This window comes from Actinomycetospora sp. NBC_00405 (assembly GCF_036044095.1).
GTDB classification, from domain to species: Bacteria; Actinomycetota; Actinomycetes; order Mycobacteriales; family Pseudonocardiaceae; genus Actinomycetospora; species Actinomycetospora callitridis.
Window position 1 is genome coordinate 3,165,746 of record NZ_CP107938.1, and the last position, 18,201, is coordinate 3,183,946.

At 75.5% G+C, this 18,201-nt stretch carries 15 protein-coding genes and 1 pseudogene; 4 read left to right on the forward strand and 12 right to left on the reverse strand.

The window, feature by feature from the left end:
* Nucleotides 1–4: 4 nt before the first annotated feature.
* Nucleotides 5–2,668, reverse strand: coding sequence for an ATP-binding protein (locus OG774_RS15550; RefSeq protein WP_328302003.1), 2,664 nt, complete (start codon nt 2,666–2,668; stop codon nt 5–7).
* A 180-nt stretch (nt 2,669–2,848) separates the two neighbouring features.
* Here OG774_RS15550 and OG774_RS15555 point away from each other — a divergent pair, with 180 nt between their 5' ends.
* Nucleotides 2,849–3,685, forward strand: coding sequence for a class I SAM-dependent methyltransferase (locus OG774_RS15555; RefSeq protein WP_328302005.1), 837 nt, complete (start codon nt 2,849–2,851; stop codon nt 3,683–3,685).
* Here the strand turns inward: OG774_RS15555 and OG774_RS15560 are convergent.
* Genes OG774_RS15560 through OG774_RS15570 form a run of 3 tightly spaced genes read right to left on the reverse strand, consistent with a single transcriptional unit; the run spans nt 3,682 to nt 7,016 of the window.
* Nucleotides 3,682–4,839, reverse strand: a complete 1,158-nt coding sequence (locus OG774_RS15560) for an XdhC/CoxI family protein (protein ID WP_328302007.1) — start codon at nt 4,837–4,839, stop codon at nt 3,682–3,684. The two genes, OG774_RS15555 and OG774_RS15560, sit on opposite strands and share 4 nt — an antisense overlap.
* The gene (locus OG774_RS15565; protein WP_328302008.1) at nt 4,832–6,091 is read right to left on the reverse strand and encodes a vWA domain-containing protein; all 1,260 of its coding nucleotides are present in this window, start codon (nt 6,089–6,091) and stop codon (nt 4,832–4,834) included. Before OG774_RS15565 ends, OG774_RS15560 begins: the two co-directional genes overlap by 8 nt.
* A gap of 28 nt (nt 6,092–6,119) precedes the next feature.
* Nucleotides 6,120–7,016 carry an AAA family ATPase gene (locus OG774_RS15570; protein WP_328302010.1) on the reverse strand — a complete coding sequence of 299 codons (897 nt, stop codon included), beginning with the start codon at nt 7,014–7,016 and terminating at the stop codon, nt 6,120–6,122.
* Between the two features lie 523 nt (nt 7,017–7,539).
* Here OG774_RS15570 and OG774_RS15575 point away from each other — a divergent pair.
* Both OG774_RS15575 and OG774_RS15580 read left to right on the forward strand, forming a co-directional pair.
* Entirely contained in the window at nt 7,540–8,163 is a 624-nt protein-coding gene (locus OG774_RS15575) for a LysM peptidoglycan-binding domain-containing protein (protein ID WP_328302012.1), read from the forward strand.
* Nucleotides 8,164–8,554: 391 nt separating this feature from the next.
* The gene (locus tag OG774_RS15580; RefSeq protein WP_328302014.1) at nt 8,555–9,277 is read left to right on the forward strand and encodes a LysM peptidoglycan-binding domain-containing protein; all 723 of its coding nucleotides are present in this window, start codon (nt 8,555–8,557) and stop codon (nt 9,275–9,277) included.
* Between the two features lie 3 nt (nt 9,278–9,280).
* Here OG774_RS15580 and OG774_RS15585 read toward each other — a convergent pair.
* From OG774_RS15585 to OG774_RS15605, 5 genes and pseudogenes are all read right to left on the reverse strand, one after another.
* A pseudogene (locus OG774_RS15585) lies at nt 9,281–10,188 on the reverse strand (molybdenum cofactor biosynthesis protein MoaE); the annotation flags it as partial.
* A 46-nt stretch (nt 10,189–10,234) separates the two neighbouring features.
* Nucleotides 10,235–10,753, reverse strand: coding sequence for a cyclic pyranopterin monophosphate synthase MoaC (gene moaC, locus OG774_RS15590; RefSeq protein WP_328302016.1), 519 nt, complete (start codon nt 10,751–10,753; stop codon nt 10,235–10,237).
* Nucleotides 10,746–12,212: an NAD-dependent malic enzyme gene (locus tag OG774_RS15595; RefSeq protein WP_328302018.1), complete on the reverse strand. Its 1,467-nt coding sequence runs from the start codon at nt 12,210–12,212 to the stop codon at nt 10,746–10,748. Before OG774_RS15595 ends, moaC begins: the two co-directional genes overlap by 8 nt.
* Complete coding sequence (locus OG774_RS15600; protein WP_442873880.1) at nt 12,209–12,772, reverse strand: nucleotidyltransferase family protein; 564 nt, start codon at nt 12,770–12,772, stop codon at nt 12,209–12,211. Before OG774_RS15600 ends, OG774_RS15595 begins: the two co-directional genes overlap by 4 nt.
* 44 nt (nt 12,773–12,816) lie before the next feature.
* A complete protein-coding gene (locus tag OG774_RS15605) occupies nt 12,817–13,005 on the reverse strand; it encodes a hypothetical protein (RefSeq protein WP_328302020.1) in 189 nt (62 codons plus the stop codon).
* A gap of 111 nt (nt 13,006–13,116) precedes the next feature.
* Here OG774_RS15605 and OG774_RS15610 point away from each other — a divergent pair, with 111 nt between their 5' ends.
* A complete protein-coding gene (locus tag OG774_RS15610; protein WP_328302022.1) occupies nt 13,117–15,489 on the forward strand; it encodes a helicase-associated domain-containing protein in 2,373 nt (790 codons plus the stop codon).
* 148 nt (nt 15,490–15,637) lie between these two features.
* Here OG774_RS15610 and OG774_RS15615 read toward each other — a convergent pair whose 3' ends face one another.
* From OG774_RS15615 to OG774_RS15625, 3 genes are read right to left on the reverse strand one after another with little or no spacing between them, the layout of a single operon-like run.
* The gene (locus tag OG774_RS15615; RefSeq protein ID WP_274196136.1) at nt 15,638–16,240 is read right to left on the reverse strand and encodes a GTP-binding protein; all 603 of its coding nucleotides are present in this window, start codon (nt 16,238–16,240) and stop codon (nt 15,638–15,640) included.
* Nucleotides 16,221–16,910, reverse strand: coding sequence for a DUF742 domain-containing protein (locus OG774_RS15620; RefSeq protein ID WP_328302025.1), 690 nt, complete (start codon nt 16,908–16,910; stop codon nt 16,221–16,223). The genes OG774_RS15615 and OG774_RS15620 overlap by 20 nt, the downstream gene beginning before the upstream one ends.
* A 23-nt stretch (nt 16,911–16,933) precedes the next feature.
* The gene (locus tag OG774_RS15625) at nt 16,934–17,356 is read right to left on the reverse strand and encodes a roadblock/LC7 domain-containing protein (RefSeq protein ID WP_274189874.1); all 423 of its coding nucleotides are present in this window, start codon (nt 17,354–17,356) and stop codon (nt 16,934–16,936) included.
* Nucleotides 17,357–18,201: the final 845 nt, after the last annotated feature.

Below are 18,201 nucleotides of genomic sequence, written 5' to 3' on the forward strand. Positions count from 1 at the left end.
GAGGTCAGGCCTGGGCGACCGGCGGCCTGTCGCCGTTGCTGCCCCGGTCGCGCCGCCGGCGCTCGGGGACGACGCCGAGGCGGCGGGCGACGACCGCGGCCTCGCGGCGGGTGGGCACGTCCAGCTTCGCGAGGATCGCCGAGACGTGGTGGTCGGCGGTCTTCTCGGAGATGAACAGCCGCGCGGCGATGCCGGCGTTCGTGAGGCCCTCGGCGACGAGGCGCAGCACGTCGACCTGGCGGGCGGTGAGCCCCCCGGGGTTGGTGCGCGTCGTGGCGCGCGGCCGGGCGGGCACCCCGGTGATGCCGCGTCCCCGCAGGTCGCGGCGCACCTTGGCGGCCACGGCGTCGGCCCCGAGGCGGTCGAGGATCTCGAGCGCCGTGAACACGTCGGCGGGCTCGCCCGTGTCGACCAGCGCGAGCGCCTGGTCGTAGGGCGACCCGAGCTCCGCCCAGCGCTCGGCGGCCGCCCTCGGGTCGCCCGCGAGCACCAGGGCGTACGGGGAGTCGGACGGGAGGTCCGGCACCGTCGCGGTGTACCCGAGGCGGACCAGCCACACCGCCAGCTCGCCCGCGGACCACTCCGTCCCCGGCCGTGCGCCCGCGCCCGCCAGGATCCCGGGCGCCCCGTCGAGGCGGGGGTCGGCCGTGCCGGTGACCCAGCACCGCTCGGCGAGCGCCGACGCGGCCGGGAGCAGCCGCAGGGGCTCGCCGAACCGCAGCGCGAGCTCCCAGCCCCGCTCGAGGTGGGCGTCGGCGCCGTCGCCCCCGCGACGCAGGGCGACGAGTCCCAGCACCAGCGAGGGCCAGGTGTGGGTCAGCACCGAATCGCTGTCGGTGAGCACGCCGCGGGCGTCGTGGACGGCCTCGTCCCAGTCGCCGCGCATCCCGCGCAGGCGCGCACGCATCCCGCGCTGCCAGTGCTCGCACAGCGGGTACTCCCACTGCACGGTCAGCGGCAGGCTCCGGCCGAGGACCGTCTCGGCCGCGTCGAGACGCCGCTGCTCGACGTCGAGGTGGGCGAGCTGGGTCCAGCAGGTGGAGTGCTCGACCTGGATCTCGTCGCCGACCGCCTCGAGCGCGTCCAGGAGCCGCGCCCGCGCCGACGGGTCGCCCTCCATCATCCCGGCCACGGTGTCGACCACCAGCATCCTGACCTCGAGGGCGTCGTCCTCGACGCCGTCGGCGACGTCGTGGGCGCGGCGGAGGAGCTCGCGTGCAGTCGCGAGGTCGTTGTCCTGCATCGCCAGGAACCCCTGGATCGACAGCGCGTGGCCGAGGAGGGCGGCGGCGGGGCTGCCCGGCGCGGCCCGGGGCTCGAGCACCTCGATGGCCGTGGCCGCATGCGCGACGGCTCGGTCGCGGTTGCCGTGGTACCACTCGAACGAGGCCAGCGACCGGTGTCCGGCACCGACGCCGTCGAGGTCGTCCTCCGCCCGGTGCCAGGCGATGGCGCGGTGGCACGCCGCGATCGCCTCGTCGAGCCGGTTGGTGAGGAAGAGCTCGTGCGCGAGCAGCTCGCAGAGTCCGGCCCGGGCGCTGAGGGCCTCCCGGGGCGCCCGCTCGAGGGCCTGGGTGAAGAACCGCGCGGCCTCGGTGTGCGCGCCCGATCCGGCCGCGACGCGCCCCGCCCGTGCGGCGTAGCGGAACACCCGGCCGTCGTCGCCCGCGGCGAGGGCGTGGTGGGCGAGCACCGCCGGGTCCGGGTCCGGCAGCGTCTCGAGGGCCTCGAGCATCCGGCGGTGCAGGTCGATCTCGCCGCCCGGCGGGATCGCACCCGCGACGGCGAGCCGGCAGATGTCGTGGCGGTAGGTGATCCCCCGGCGGTCGCGGGCGATCAGGCCGGCGCCGTCGAGCGTGCGCAGCGGGCCGATCCCGACCCCGAGGGCGGGCAGCAGCGCGTCCGGCACGGCGCCGGGAGCGCAGGCGAGCAGGTCGGCCAGGTCCCGGGCGCCCGGGTCGAGCCCGGCGGTCCGGGCGAGCACCGCATCGCGGACGGAGACGGGCAGCGCGCCGTCGATCAGGGAGGGATCCTGGCTGACGACCTCGGTGACGAAGAACGAGTTCCCACGCGTGAGCCGGTGGAGACGGTCGGGGTCGATGTGCCGTTCCCCCACGAGCGTCGTCACCGCCGCCACGGACAGCGGGCCGAGCTCCATCCGCGTGGCCGCGGGCGTGCGCGCGACGTCCCCGAGCAGCGCGCGCAGCGCCGGCTGCGGGTCCGGCTCGTCCGCCCGGTAGGTGGCCAGGACCAGCGAGCAGGTGCCGGCGATGCGGCGGAGCAGGAAGCGCAGCAGGTCGATCGTCGCCTCGTCCGCCCACTGCAGGTCGTCGACGACGAGCAGCACCGGGCGGGCGGTGAGGGCCTCGAGGAGCACGCGGTGGAGCTCGTGCGGCGGGGCTCCGGCGCGCAGCAGCCCCGCGGCGGGCTCGCCGAGGTCGTGGGCGACGTCGTGCAGCGGGCCGAGGGGGCGGGGCACGCCCAGCGGGTCGCAGACGCCCCACAGGACGTCACCGACGTCCGGATCGGCGGCGAACAGGCGGGCCAGCGAGGTCTTCCCGATCCCCGACTCGCCGCCCAGCACGACGATCGACCCCGCCCCGGAGCGCGCCTCCTGCCAGGCCCGGCCGAGGAGGCGCAGCTCGTCCTCGCGCTCGAGCAGCTCCACCCGCGTCACGGTACGTGATCAACCTCACGGGGGGAACGTCCCGAATGGCCTAGTGTCCGCTCCCCACAACATGGGGAGGCGTTCCCGATGTCCGGGGTGTCCTCGTCGCGGAACTCTGTGACCCCTCGGGGTCGACACGGTCCGTGGTCCCCGGGATCACACCGACGAGGGAGAACCACGATGACCGAGACCGTCACCGACACCGCCGCCGACCGGGCTCTCAAGGCCAAGCACCGCACGATGTGGGGCCTGGGCGACTACCCCGACGTGGCCTCCCGCCTCATCCCGGAGCTCGGCCCCGTCCTGGTCACCGCGGCCGGGATCCGCCCCGGCGAGCGGGTGCTGGACGTCGCCGCGGGGACCGGGAACGTCGCGGTGCCCGCCGCGCTCGCCGGCGCCGACGTCGTCGCGTCCGACCTCACCCCGGAGCTGTTCGACGCCGGGCGCGCGTTCGCGGAGCGCCAGGGCGTCGCCGTGCGCTGGGAGGAGGGCGACGCGGAGGCACTGCCCTACGCCGACGACACCTTCGACGTCGTCACCTCGTCCGTCGGGGTCATGTTCGCGCCCCACCACCAGCAGGCGGCCGACGAGCTCACCCGCGTCACCCGTCCCGGCGGACGCATCGGCCTGATCAGCTGGACCCCCGAGGGCTTCGTCGGAGACCTCTTCAAGACCATGAAGGCCTACATGCCGCCGCCTCCGCCGGGAGCCCAGCCCCCGCCGTTGTGGGGCGACGAGGCGCACGTCCGCGCCCTGCTCGGCGACCGCGTCACCGACGTCGAGGCCCGCAAGCAGACGGTGACGGTCACGATGTTCGACTCCCCGGACACCTTCCGCTCGTACTGGAAGGAGACCTACGGGCCGACGATCGTGGCCTACCGCAACAACGCCGAGGACGCCGAGCGCACGGCCGCGCTCGACGCCGACATCGCCGCGGTGGCGGAGCGCCACGACCGCGGCAGCGGCACGACGGTGATGGACTGGGAGTACCTGCTGCTCACCGCACGCGTGATCTAGCCCAACGAGGCCGCCGACACCACCGGCTCGACGTTGGACTCGGTGTGGATGGGGCCGTCGCGACGCGAGAGCGGCGTGCCCCGTCCGCCCCACTGGTGGGCGATCATCTCCGCGGCGATCGACACCGCGGTCTCCTCGGGCGTCCGGGCCCCGAGGTCCAGGCCGATCGGACTCGACATGCGGGCCAGCTCCGCCTCGGTGACCCCGGCCTCGACCAGGCGCTGCTCGCGGTCGGAGTGCGTACGCCGCGAGCCCATCGCCCCGATGTAGCCGATCTCGGGAAGGCGCAGCGCCACCTCGAGCAGCGGCACGTCGAACTTCGGGTCGTGGGTGAGCACGGCGAGCGCGGTGCGCCCGTCGATCCGCCCGGCCTCGGCCTCGGCGGCGAGGTAGCGGTGCGGCCAGTCGACGACGACCTCGTGCGCCTCGGGAAAGCGGCTCGACGTCGCGAACACCGGACGCGCGTCGCAGACCGTGACCCGCATACCGAGGAACGTGCCCATGCGGGCGACCGCGGCGGCGAAGTCGATGGCGCCGAAGACGATCAGGCGCGGCGGCGGCGCGAACGACTCCACGAAGACCTGCAGGCCCTCGCCGCGGCGCTCGCCGTCGGTGCCGTAGGACACCAGCGCGGACCGGCCGGCGGCGAGCAGGCCGCGGACGTCGTCGCGCAGCGCGTCGTCGAGACGGACCGACCCGGTGCTGCCCTCGACCTCGTCGGGCCAGACGACCAGGCGGCGCCCGACGCGCTCGGCGGGCCCGGAGACCACGGTGGCGACGGCGACCGACCGGTGCTCGCGCACGGCCTCGGCGATCGCCCCGAGCTGGGGGAAGGACTCGCGGTCGACGCGCTCGACGTAGACGTCGAGGATGCCGCCGCAGGTGAGACCGACGGCGAAGGCGTCGTCGTCGGAGACGCCGTAGCGCTGCAGCGTCGCGTCGTCGGTGCCCTCGAGGATGCCGGAGCCGAGCTCGTACACGGCGCCCTCGACGCAGCCGCCGGACACGCTGCCCACGGCCTGCCCGTCGTCGCCGACGAGCATCGACGCCCCGGGCTGTCGCGGGGCGGACCGGAAGGTGCCGACCACGGTCGCCAGGGCGACCGGCCGGCCCTCGGCCCACCAGCCTTCCAGGGTCGGGAGAACGTCACGCATCCCGCAGCACCTCCAGCAGCTCGGCCAGCGTGGTGAGGGAGTGGCCCGCCAGCAAACGGTCAACGTGCGGGAGGGCCGCCGCGATTCCCCCCTGCACCGGGGCGTAGCCGCTCTTGCCGGCGTGGGGGTTCACCCAGACGACCTTGTGGGCCAACCGCGCGAGGCGCGCCGACTGCTCGCCGAGCAGCTCCGCCCCGCCGCGCTCCCAGCCGTCGGAGAACACGACGACGACCGCGCGGCGCGCGACGCCACGCTGGCCCCACCGGTCGAGGAACGCCCGCAGCGCCTCGCCGAGGCGGGTGCCGCCGGACCAGTCGGGGATCGCGCGGGCGGCGTCGCCCAGGGCACGCTCGGGGTCGCGCTGGCGCAGCTCGCGCGTCACGCGGGTGAGCCGGGTGCCGAGGGTGAACGTCTCCACCGAGGTGGGGGTGCGCCGGGTGAGGACGTGGGCGAAGCGCAGCAGGGTGTCCGCGTAGGGGCTCATCGAGCCGGAGACGTCGACCAGCAGCACCACACGACGCGGGCGTTCCCGGCGCCGGCGACGGCGCATCTCGCCGATCTCGCCGCCGTTGGCGAGCGCCGCCCGCAGGGTGCGGCGCGGGTCCGGCTCGCCGCGGCGGGCCGGGCGGCGCCGCCGGGCCCGGCGCTTCGGGGGTGCCGGGCGCAGGAGCGCGAGGAGGCTCTTGAGGTGCTCGCGCTCGCCGATCGAGAGCTCGGCGATGTCCCGGTCGCGCAGGATCTCCTCGCCGGAGGCGGCCACCCGCAGCTCGGGGGTCTCCTCCTCCTCGCCGTCCTGGCCCGAGCCCGGCGGGGGCTCGGTGAGCGCGGCCATGGTCGAGATGCGCGGCTTCGGCGGTGCCGGCCGTCCCATCCGCTGGTCGCGGGGATCGGCGGAGAACCAGGCGGCGAACGCGTGGTCGTAGCGCACGACGTCGTCGGGGTCCGCGCACAGCGTCAGGCGGCCCGCCCAGTACGTGGAGACCTCGCTGGTGAGGTCGGACAGGCGCAGCGCCTGCAGGTACGCCGCGACGCGGTCGGTGGTGACGGGCACCCCGGCGTTGCGGACGAGGCGGGTGAAGGCGACGAAGTCCTCGAGGACGGCGTCGGGACCGCCGTCGGCCCCGGTGGCGGCGTCGGTGGCTGGGTCGGTGCCTCCACCGAGCGTCTCGACGACGCCGGAGGCCAGGACCGCGCCGGCGTGCGGGCGAGGAGCGAGCCCGTCGCTGCTCCCGCCCCTGTCACCTGTGCTCATGCCCCGTCGCTCCGCTCGCCGCTGGTGCTCATGAGGCGAGCAGGGCGTCCAGCTTGTCGCGCGCCCGGTCGGCGTCCTCGCGGTACTTCAGCACCGCGCCCAGCGTCGCGGTGGCCGAGGCGAGGTCGAGGTGACGCGCGCCCACGAGCTGCAGGGCCTGCGCCCAGTCGATCGACTCGGCGACGCCCGGCGGCTTGAGCAGGTCGAGCCCGCGCAGGGCCTGCACCGCCCGGGCGACCTGGTCGGCGAGCTCCGCGGGCAGGTCGGGCAGGCGGCGACGCAGGATCGCGGTCTCTCGGGCCAGGTCGGGGTGCTCGAGCCAGAGGTAGAGACAACGGCGCTTGAGGGCGTCGTGGACCTCGCGCGTGCGGTTGGACGTCAGCACCACCAGCGGCGGCGTCTCGGCGCGGACGACGCCGACCTCGGGGATGGTCACCGAGTTCTCGGCCAGCACCTCGAGCAGGAAGGCCTCGAACTCGTCGTCGGCGCGGTCGACCTCGTCGACGAGCAGCACGCACGGCGCGTCCTGCAGGGCCTGCAGGATGGGTCGCGCGAGCAGGAAGCGGCGGTCGTAGAGGGAGGACTCCACGGCGTCGACGTCGAGCGTCGACTGCGAGGCGGTCGCGGCGGCCTCGAGGGCACGCAGGTGCAGCAGCTGGCGCGGGAAGTCCCAGTCGTACAGGGCCTGGGCGGCGTCGATGCCCTCGTGGCACTGCAGGCGCACCATCGGCAGCCCCAGCGCCTCGGAGAGCGCCTGCGCCAGCGCGGTCTTGCCCGTCCCGGGCTCGCCCTCGCAGAAGAGGGGCCGGCCCATGCGCAGCGCGAGGAAGGCGGCCGACGCGAGCCCCGCGTCGGCCAGGTACCCCGTGCCGTCCAGGGCCTTCGCCAGGTCGTCCGGACTGGTCGGTGTGGTACTCGCGGTCACCCCCCCAGCATCCCGCAGGCGTGTTCCGACAGCCACCGGACGGTCCACTCCATGAGGACGCCCCGTCGCGGTCCTCAGATTCGGCTGCTCCGAACGGCCGTGTCCCACCGTGAGGCCACGCACAGATTGGATCTGCGACACGCGGGCGGAACAGGCCTTTCGGGGAGATCATGTCGGCCCTTGAGCAGGCGCTGTCCACAACGACGGGTCACGAAACGGTGTCGGCGACGTGACCGCGCTCGCAACTGCACGGCTTGAAAGACGCACTGTGCTCCGTACCGTTCGACACGGCTCCCGACGACGCGCCGGACCGGTGTGTGCGGGTGCCTGACACCCCCGAGGTCGCCGCGCCGGATGCCCGTCCAGCGGCCTCGGGTGACCCGGAACGAAAGTGGCGGACCGGACGGGCGCGAGGACGTGAGACCGAGGGTGCCTGGCACCCGCGGGCGGTGAGGCCGCGTGGAACCGGCCGTCGACCCCGCCCGTGTGGTCCCTCCCGCGGGGCGCGGTACGGAGAGAGGTCATGCTTCGGAACACCGATGAGTCGCTGACGCGCGCCTTCACCCGGCGGGCGGCCCAGGTCGTCCTGGTGGGCGCGATGGCGACGGCACCGCTGGCGCTGAGCACCGGCCTGGCGTCGGCCGACACCGACTGGGACGAACTCGCCCAGTGCGAGAGCAGCGGCGACTGGAGCACGAACACCGGCAACGGGTTCGGCGGCGGTCTGCAGTTCACCGACTCCACCTGGAAGGCCTTCGGCGGTTCTGGCGACCCGGAGGACGCCAGCCGCTCCGAGCAGATCCAGGTGGCCGAGCGCGTCAAGGCCGAGCAGGGCATGAACGCCTGGCCGACGTGCTCGAAGAAGACGGGCAACACCGACAGCTCGGCGAACACCGAGGGCTCGGGCTCGTCCGACTCGGAGTCCGACTCGGGCTCCTCCGAGACCGAGAGCATCGCCGCGACCACGCAGGCCCAGCCGGCCCAGCCGGCCAAGGCCTCCGCCGGCGGCGCCTACACCGTCGCGAGCGGCGACACCCTGAGCTCGGTGGCCGCCGCGCACGGCGTCTCGTGGCAGTCGATCGCCCAGAACAACGCCATCGCCGACCCCGACGCGATCTCCCCGGGGCAGCAGCTGAAGCTGGGCTGACCCCTCCCCGCACGTCCGGCGGCCCCGGCTCCACCCAGGAGCCGGGGCCGTCGTGTGTGACGCCGGTCACGTCTTCTCAGCGACGGGCTGTGCAAAGGACGTTGCCCTCGGTGACATCGAGACCGCGGAGCAGCGTCTTCGTCACTCGTTCGTGACCTCGCGGCCGGTTCACGAAGCTGAGAGCCACGCACCGTGGCCCCGGCGCGGATCTAGCCTCGACGCGTCGGTCCGCTCGAGCGGTGCCGACCGGAGCCCGGGCGCCACCCTGTCCGACGGGCCTCCCGCTCCCCGCGACGCACGGCCCGGACAGGGACCGACCACCGAGCGCCGTCCGCTCCCCTCCCGCGACGGCCCCGGAGCACGTCGGCGTCGGCGCGGCTCCGGGAGACCCGTGGACCTCGTTCGTGCCGTGCTGCCCACCGCCACCACCGGACGTCACCGCGCGCCGCGCCGTCCCGGCCTGCTCGGGCGGGCGACCCTCGCCGTCGTCGCCGCGGGCGCGCCGGTCGTCCCCGCCGCGCTGCTCGCCGCGCCCGCCGCGCACGCGGACACCGACTGGGACGCGCTCGCCGAGTGCGAGAGCAGCGGGAACTGGGCCATCAACACCGGCAACGGCTTCGGTGGCGGCCTGCAGTTCACCGACTCGACGTGGCGCTCCTTCGGCGGCTCCGGGCAGCCCGAGGACGCCAGCCGCGAGGAGCAGATCCAGGTCGCCGAGCGCGTCAAGGCCGAGCAGGGCATGAACGCCTGGCCGACGTGCTCGAAGAAGACGGGCAACACCGACGACTCGCCCAACAGCAGCGTGCCGTCGGCGGGGTCCTCCGACAGCGACGCCGACTCCGATGCCGGCTCCGGCTCCGCCTCGGACGACGAGGACTCCGACTCCGGCTCGTCGTCCGGCTCGTCCTCGGAGGAGGCCACCCCCGAGACCCGCACCGTGCGTGACACGCCCACGTCGGGCTCGGCCGGCTCCTACACCGTGAAGGCCGGGGACACGCTGAGCTCGATCGCCGCCTCGCAGGGCGCGACCTGGCGCACGCTGGCCCAGGCCAACCCCGACGTCGCCACCGACCCGGACCTCATCTTCCCGGGGCAGACGCTGACGATGAGCTGAGGCTCAGGGGCAGTTGACCCATTCCTCGGTGCCGTCGGTGAACTCCTGGCGCTTCCACACCGGCAGCTCGCGCTTCACGGCGTCGACGAGCTCGCTGCACGCGTCGAACGCCTGACGGCGGTGCTCCGCGGCGACCGCGCAGGCCAGCGCGACGTCGCCGATGCCCAGCGCTCCGACGCGGTGGGTGACGGCGAGCGCGCGCACCCCGGGGAACGCGGCGGCGACGTCGGCGGCCACCTTCTCCACCACGGCCGCGGCGCTCGGGTGGCCCTCGTAGTCCAGGGCCGTCACCGAGCGGCCGTGGTCGTGGTCGCGGACGACGCCCGCGAACGTCACCACGGCGCCCGCGGCGGCGTCGTCGACCAGCGCCGCGTGCTCCGAGACGTCCAGGAGCTCCTCGGTGACGGTGGCGCGCAGGACGCGGGCCGGGGCTGTGGACGTCACGGGTGGTCCCCTCCGAGAATCTGGTCGACGGCGTGGGCCAGCACCGGTGCGAGCACCGTCAGCCCGTCGCGCACCCCGCCCGGGGAGCCGGGCAGGTTCACCACCAGGGTGCGCTTCGCGACCCCTGCCACGCCACGTGAGAGCACCGACGTCGGCACCACGTCGGCGCCGGCGCGCCGGATCGCGTCCGCGAGCCCCGGGATCTCGTAGTCGAGGACCGCGCGCGTCGCCTCCGGCGTCGCGTCGGTCGGGGAGATGCCGGTGCCGCCGGTGGTGAGGACGACGTGCGCACCGTCGGCGACGGCGTCGCGCAGCGCGGCGGCCACGGGCTCCCCGTCGCGCACCACGACGGGGTCGGGTGTGGTGAAGCCCTGCTCGCGCAGCCAGTCGACGATGATCGGCCCGCCGCGGTCGGTGTAGACACCGCCCGCGGCACGGTTGGACGCGGTGACGACGCGCGCGCGGCGCGTGGGGTCTGCCGCGGGGTCGGCCGCGGGGTTGGTCGTGGGGTCCTCAGCGGCCGTCGGGTCGGGTCCAGACACCGGAACGTCCCCCCTCCTTGCGCTCGAGGCGCACTCCGTCCAGCGTCGCCGCCGGATCCAGCGCCTTGATCATGTCGTGCAGGGTCAGCCCGGCCACGGTGACGGCGGTCAGCGCCTCCATCTCCACCCCGGTGCGGTCGGCGCTGCGCGCCGTCGCGGTGATCGCGACGTGGTCGTCGCCGACGTCGAGGTCGACGGTGACCCCGGTGAGCGGGATCGGGTGGCACAGCGGGATCAGGTCGGGCGTGCGCTTCGCGCCCATGATGCCCGCGACCCGGGCCGTGCCCAGCGCGTCGCCCTTCGGCACGGTGTCGTCCCGCAGCGCCGCGACGACCTCGGTGGTGGTGCGCAGGACCCCGGTGGCCGTCGCCGTGCGGCGCGTGACCTCCTTGTCCCCCACGTCGACCATCCGTGCCGCGCCGGTGGCGTCGACGTGCGTGAGACCGCTGGCCGTTCCCCCGTCGCTCCGCTCGCCCGGACCCTCACTCATCAGCACCCTCCACCGCCTTCGCCGTCTCCTCGCCCAGAGCCAGGGCGGCGCCCACGTCGACGGCCTCGGTCCCCTGCTCGCGGGCCCGCTCGACGGTCTTGCGCACCGCGCCGGCCACCGCCGAGGCGACGGTGCTGTCGAAGACGCTGGGCACGATGAACAGCGGGTTGGGCTCCGCGACGACGTCGCCGATCGCGGCCGAGGCGGCGAGCAGCATGTCGTCGGTGATCCCCCGGGCCTGGGCGTCGAGCAGCCCGCGGAAGATGCCGGGGAAGGCGAGGACGTTGTTGATCTGGTTCGGGTAGTCCGACCGCCCGGTGGCGACGATCGACGCGTGCCGCTGCGCCAGCGACGGGTCGATCTCGGGGTCGGGGTTGGCCAGCGCGAACACGACCGCCTTGTCGGCCATGGCGGCGACGTCGGACTCGTGGAGCAGGTTCGGCGCGGAGACCCCGATGAAGACGTCGACGCCGGGCATCGCGTCGCCCAGCGTCCCGGTGCGGTTCTTCCGGTTGGTCTGCTCGGCGACCCACTCCAGGCTCGGGTGCAGGCCCTCGCGGTCCGGGTGGATGATCCCGTCGACGTCCACCGCGATCAGGTCGGCGGGCGCCAGCGGCAGCAGCAGCCGGATGATCGCCGAGCCGGCGGCGCCGACGCCGCAGACCACGATCCGGCAGTCGTTCATCTCCTTCTCCACCACGCGCAGCGCGTTGCGCAGCGCGCCGAGGACGACGACGGCGGTCCCGTGCTGGTCGTCGTGGAAGACGGGGATGTCGAGCTTGTCGCGCAGGCGCTCCTCGATCTCGAAGCAGCGCGGCGCGGCGATGTCCTCGAGGTTGATCCCGCCGTACGCCGGGGCGAGGACCTCGACGGTGCGGATGATCTCCTCGGTGTCCTGGGTGTCCAGGCACACCGGCCAGGCGTCGACGCCGGCGAAGCGCTTGAACAGCGCCGCCTTGCCCTCCATCACCGGCATCGCGGCCGCCGCGCCGAGGTTGCCGAGCCCGAGCACCGCCGAGCCGTCGGTGACGACGGCGACCGTGTTGCGCTTGATGGTGAGGCTGCGGGCGTCGTCGGGACGGCGGGCGATCGCCTGGCAGACGCGGGCGACACCGGGGGTGTAGGCGCGGGAGAGGTCCTCGCGGGTGCGCAGGCCGACCTTCGGCGTCACCTCGATCTTGCCGCCGAGGTGGACGAGGAACGTGCGGTCGGAGACGTTGCGCACCCGGACGCCGTCGAGGACGTCGAGCGCGTCGGTGATCTGCCCGGCGTGCTCCTCGGAGAGGGCGTTGCAGCTGATGTCGATGATGATCGAGTCGGTGCGCGACTCGACGACGTCGAACGCGGTCATGACCCCGCCGACGCGGCCGACGGCCACCGCGAGGTCGCCCGCCGCCGTGGCGCTGGCCGGCGCCTCGACGCGGGCCGTGATCGCGTACCCCGGTCCCGGGACGGTCACGGTGTGCCCCTTCCTGTCGTCTGCTCGCCCGTCCAGCGCGCGAGGTCCTCCGGGGTGTCGAGGTCGTCGGGCACCGCCACGTCGGAGATGTCCACCGCCACCACGTCGTCCCGGCCGCGCAGGAAGCCCCGCGCGCCGGCGTCGCCCTCGGCCGCCGCCCGCACCCTCGCCCAGTGCGTCCGGCCGAGCAGCACCGGGTGCCCCGCCCGCCCGTCGACGGCGCCGCGGGCCAGGGCGTCGGGGCCGCTCGCGTGCGCGGCCACCCGGGCCAGCGCCGCCGGCCCGATGCCCGGGGTGTCGACGAGCGCCACGAGCACCGCGTCCGCGTCGGTGGCGTCCAGCGCGTCCAGGCCGGCGCGCAGCGAGGCGGCCTGCCCCTCGGTGTCCCAGCCCGGCGCGGGCACCCAGCGCGTCCCGGCCGGCAGCAGCTCCGCGACGTCCGGCAGGCCCGCCCCGAGTACGACGACCACCGGGTCGAGCCCGGCGTCGCGCAGCGTCCGCGCGCCTCGGGCCACCAAGGGCTCGCCGTCCAGCTCGACGGCCGCCTTGGGCCGACCCATCCGCCGGCCGCCACCGGCGGCGAGCAGGAGACCGGCGGTGGTACTCAGCGGTTGATCTCGGTGACCGGGTGCTCGTAGCCGAGCTGGTCGGCGGACAGCGGGAACTGCGTCTCCCCGTACGGCGACGGCGAGCCCTGGGTGGGCGCCATCAGCTCGGTGATCGGGTGATCCCCCTCGTCCGCGGGCCACCACGGATCCTGGCGCGGGGTCGTGGTCTCGTCGTCGTCTGCCATGGCCGCTGGCTCCTCCCGCCGTCTCGTACACACACCCGCCGGGACGGCGGGGCTCCAGTCTGCCGCACCTCGAGGGTGCGCGCGCCGGAGCCCGACTACCGTGGGGAGGCGATGTCCGGCCGGACCCTGCTCGACCACCTGCGCGCCCAGGACGACGACACCCTGGGCGCGTTGTTGCGCGCGCGTCCGGACCTGGCGCTGCCCGCCCCCGCCGACACCGGCGTCGTGGCCACCCGCGCGAGCGTGCGGATGTCGGTGGGCCGGGCGTGCGAGGACCTCGACGCGTTCACCCTCCAGGTGGTCGACGCGCTGCTGGTGGTGCGCGCCGACGAGATGTCCGCCGCCCTCGGGGACGTGCTCGCGCTCCTCGGCCCCGACCGCGCCGACGCCGGCCGGGCCGCGCTCGCCGACCTCGAGCGCCGGGCGCTGGCCTGGTTCGACGGCGCCACCGTGCCGCCGGAGCTGGCGCGCGCGGACCCGTCGGCCACCGCGGGGGTGCGCGCGGTCCCCGCGCTGCGCGACGTCTCGGTGCGCTATCCCGGTGGTCTCGGGCGGCCGGCCCCGGAGTTCTCGGCGATCGCCACCGCGGACGACCCCGCGGAGATCGTCGACGCCCTGCCCCCCGACGAGCGCGGGGTGGTCGACGCGTTGGCCACCGACGGGCCCGTCGGCCGCAGCCGCGCGCAGGGGACCGGTTCAGGGGAGCACGCCGATAGGGGGCCGGTGGGCCGGCTCCTCGCGGCGGGCATCCTCGTGCGCGTCGACCTCGAGACCGTGGAGCTCACGCGCGAGGCGGCCCTCGCGGTGCGCGGCGACCGCCCGCTCGGCGACGTCGCGGTCACCGACCCCATGCCTCCGCCGCGCCACCGCGACCCGGCCGACGTCGACGCCACCGCCGCCGGCGAGATCCTCGAGGTCACCCGGCGCGCGGAGGCCGTGCTCACCGCGTGGTCGGCGCACCCGCCCGCGGTGCTGCGCTCGGGCGGGCTCGGCGTGCGCGACATGCGCCGGGTGGCCCGCGACCTCGGCCTCACCGAGCAGGACGCGGCCCTGCTGGTCGAGGTGCTCGCCGGCGCCGGGCTCGTCGCCGTCTCCGAGGGCAACGATCCTGCCTGGACGCCCACCAGCGCCGTCGACCGGTGGCTCGCCGCCGGCCCCGACGTGCGCTGGGTGACGCTCGCCCGTGGCTGGCTGGACACGCCCCGGGCACCGTCGCTGGTGGGCGCCCGCGACGTGGGTGACAAGCTCATCGGCCCGCTCTCCGACGAGGCACGCCGGCCCTGGGCGCCCGCGCTGCGCCGCCGGGTGCTCGACCGGCTCTGCGAGTTCGACGACGGCGACGGCCCCCCGAGCGCCGACGACCTCGTCGCGTCCCTCGCGTGGCGCGCCCCGCGCAAGGGCGGGCGGCAGCGCGACGAGATGGCGCGCACGGTGCTGCGCGAGGCGACGACGCTCGGGCTCGTCGCCCACGACACGGTCACCTCCGCCACCCGCGAGCTGCTCGTCGTCGCCCGCAGCCCCGGCGACGACCCCGACGGCGCCGCGGCCGCCGCGCTGCGCCGCGCGCTGCCCGACCCGATCGACCACGTGCTCCTCCAGGCCGACCTCACCGCCGTCGCCCCCGGACGCCTCGAACCCGAGCTCGCGGCGGCGCTCGACCGCGTCGCCGACGTCGAGTCCGCGGGCAGCGCGACCGTCTACCGGATCAGCGAGGGCTCGGTGCGCCGCGCGCTCGACCTGGGGCAGACGGCCGCGGACCTGCACGAGCTCTTCCGCACCCGCTCGGCCACGCCCGTCCCCCAGGGCCTGACCTACCTCGTCGACGACGTCGCCCGCCGCCACGGACGCCTGCGCGGCGGGGCGGCGGCGTCGTTCCTGCGCTCCGAGGACGAGGCGCTGATCGCCGAGGTGATGGTCCACCCCGAGGCCGAGCGCCTCGAGCTGCGGCGCATCGCCCCCACCGTGCTGATCAGCACCCAGCCGCTGGTCGACGTGCTCGAGGCCCTGCGTGCCGCGGGGCTCTCCCCCGTCGCCGAGGACGACGTCGGCGGCGTGCTCGACCTGCGCCCCAAGGGCCGGCGCACCGCCGCGCGGCGTCCCGAGCGCGCGGTGGGCACCACGCCGACGCTCTCCGACGACCAGATCACCGCCCTCGTCGCCCAGCTGCGCGCCGGCGACCGCGCCGCGAGCGCCGCCCGGGGCCGCGGGGCGACGGGGAACCCCACGCGCTCGGCGACGACCTCGGCCACCGTCGCGGTCCTCGCCGAGGCGGCGCGCTCGGGGCGCAGCGTGTGGATCGGCTACGTCGACGCCCACGGCACGGCGTCCCAGCGCGTCGTGCGCCCCCTGCGCGTCGGCGGCGGGGTGCTCGAGGGCGTCGAGGACACCGACGACGGCGAGACCAACGGCGACGTGATCGGCGGCTCGCCGCTGTCCTTCGCCCTGCACCGCATCACCTCGGTCAGCGTCCTCGCCGACCGCTAGGTCCCGGTGTTTCGCAGCGAACGGGTATCTCGCTGCTTCTACGCGCGCAAAGTCCCCGTTGATCACGCGACCCGGAGGCGAGGCGCCGACGCGAACGGGGAGTTCGTGCGCCTAGAAGCAGCGAACAGCGCGTTCGCTGCCTCGGGGATCAGGCGCGGGCGCCGACCGCCCAGACCTGCATGGCGTGCTCGACGAGCGAGATGAGCGCCTGCTTCGTCGACTCCCGATCGCGGGCGTCGACGGTCAGGATCGGCACGGACGGGTCGATGGCCAGGGCCTCGCGGACGTCCTCGATGTCGTGGCGGAGCATCCCGTCGAAGAGGTTGACGCCGAGCACGTAGGGCAGGCGCCGGTCCTCGAAGAAGTCGACCGCGGCGAAGCAGTCGGCCAGTCGGCGGGTGTCGGCGAGCACCACGGCACCGATGGCGCCGCGCACGAGGTCGTCCCACATGAACCAGAACCGGTCCTGCCCGGGCGTGCCGAACAGGTAGAGGATCAGGTCGGAGTCCAGGGAGACGCGACCGAAGTCCATGGCGACCGTGGTGGTGCGCTTGTTCGGCACCGCCGAGAGGTCGTCGACGCCGGCGCTCGCGTCGGTCATCACGGCCTCGGTGGTCAGCGGGTCGATCTCGGAGACCGAGCCCACGAACGTCGTCTTGCCGACCCCGAATCCCCCGGCCACGACGATCTTGGCCGAGGTGGTGGTCGGGACGGGGTCCGCGACCGCTGCGTCAGAGCCGTCGAAGTCCACTCAACACCCTCTCCATCAACGCCATGTCCGGGACGTCGCCCGAGGTCGAGGCGGTCTGGTGCACCACGACGGTGCCCTGCGAAGCCATGTCGCCGATCAGGACCCGGGCGACGCCCAGCGGCAGCGTCAGCAACGCCGCCACCTCCGCCACCGATCGGGGCTCGCGACACAGCTCGGCCACGGCACGGTGCTCGTACTGGGGGAACCGCGAGGGGTCGCGGCCCGCGTTGCCGACCGAGACCAGGGTCTCGATGGCCAGGTCGTAGGCCGGACGGGTGCGCCCGCCCGTCCAGGCGTAGGGGCGCACGATCGCGACGTCGTCGGCGCGCTCGTCCGGCGGTTCGGGCTCCGGGAGCTCGTGGCGCGGCACGCCGCCCGGGCTCGGGACGCCGTAGGGCGCGGTCGGCGGCTCGCCCTCGGCGAGGGCGTGCGCGCCGTCGGGCTCGCCGCTCCCGTCGAGGTGGCCGTCCGCGGCGACGGTGCCGGGCGCGGTCTCGGGGGCGACCTCGGCGGACCCGTCGGAGCCGTCGGACCCGTCCGGGACGTCCGACGGCTCGTCGCGGCGACGCCGGAACAGCCCGCGCCGCTCGCCGCGCGGCCCCTTCGACCGCGGCGGTCCGCTGATCCCGTTGAGGACGTCGGCGAAGGACTCGCCGGGTTCATCGCTCACGGGTCGTCACCCCCTCGACGTGCTCATCGCACCGCCGACCCCTGAAGCTCGGCACGGAGCTCGGGGGTCAGCAGCTGGCCGACCCGGTCGACCAGCAACGTCATCTCGTACCCCACCAGCCCGATGTCGCAGTTCGGGGCCGCCAGCGTGGCCAGGCACGAGCCGTCGCTGATCGACATGAGCAGCACGATCCCGCGCTCCATCTCGACCACCGTCTGCACGACATCGCCCGCCTCGAAGCACCGCGCGGCGCCCTGCGTGAGGCTGATCAGCCCCGACGCCACGGCCGCCAGCTGGTCCGCACGGTCGCGCGGCAGTCGGCTGGACCCCGTGAGCAGCAGCCCGTCGGCGGACACCACGACCGCGTGCGCCACCCCGGGCACCCGCTCGGCGAAGTTCGAGACCAACCAGCCGAACCGGCTCGGCTGCGACTGGGCTCCCGTCACTGCTCCTCCTCATCCCCGGAGCGCGCGTCGCGCTCTGCTCCGGTGTCGGCCGGTCGGGCCTGACGGCTGGTACGCCCGTCGGCCACGCCTCGTTGGTAGCTCGCGAGACGCCCACGGATCGCGTCGGCGTTGCGACGCGGTCCGGCGGCGGCTCCGTCCGGGGCGCCGCCGGGTGCACCGGCGGCCCCGGTCCGGGCGGCGCCGGGCACGAGCTGTGCTCGGGGACGCCGCTTGGGCAGGCCCGCCTCGGTGGTGCCGTCGGCGCTGACGCCGGCGTCCAGGGCGTCCGCGGTGGCCGCGGCCGCGCGCCAGCCCTCGTCGCCCGAGCTCGAGGCCCACTCGGCCTCGTCCGGGCCCGCCGAGGGCGGCGCCTCCCGGAACCAGGCCGACGCGACCTCGTCGTAGATCGGCGTGCGCTCCCGCTGCGGCGCACCGGGGCGGCCCGGGGGCCGCTCGGGCGTCGCGCGGCCGGGGGCGCCGCCGCCGTTGCGGGTGCGGCCCTCGCCGTTCGCGGGTGGCGGCGCGTCGAAGAGCCGTGCGCCGTCGCCCGACCCGGTGGCCGACCCGTTCGCGCCGGCCGGGACCTGCGGCGGCCTGGGCGACCGCTGCGGCAGGGCGCCGGGCGCCGACGGACCGGACGGGGCCGGCGGTCCGGACGGCCGCTGCGGCAGCCCACCCGGGGCCGGTGCGCCGTTCGGCGCCGGCGGACCGGCGGTGCGACGGGGCAGCCCGCCCGGGAGGGGCGGGGGCCCGGCGGGGGTCTCCGGTGTCTCCGGCTCCGCCGCCGCGACCTCGTCGGGCGCGCCGGCCGGGGTCTCGTCGGCCGGGGTCTCGTCAGCTGGGGG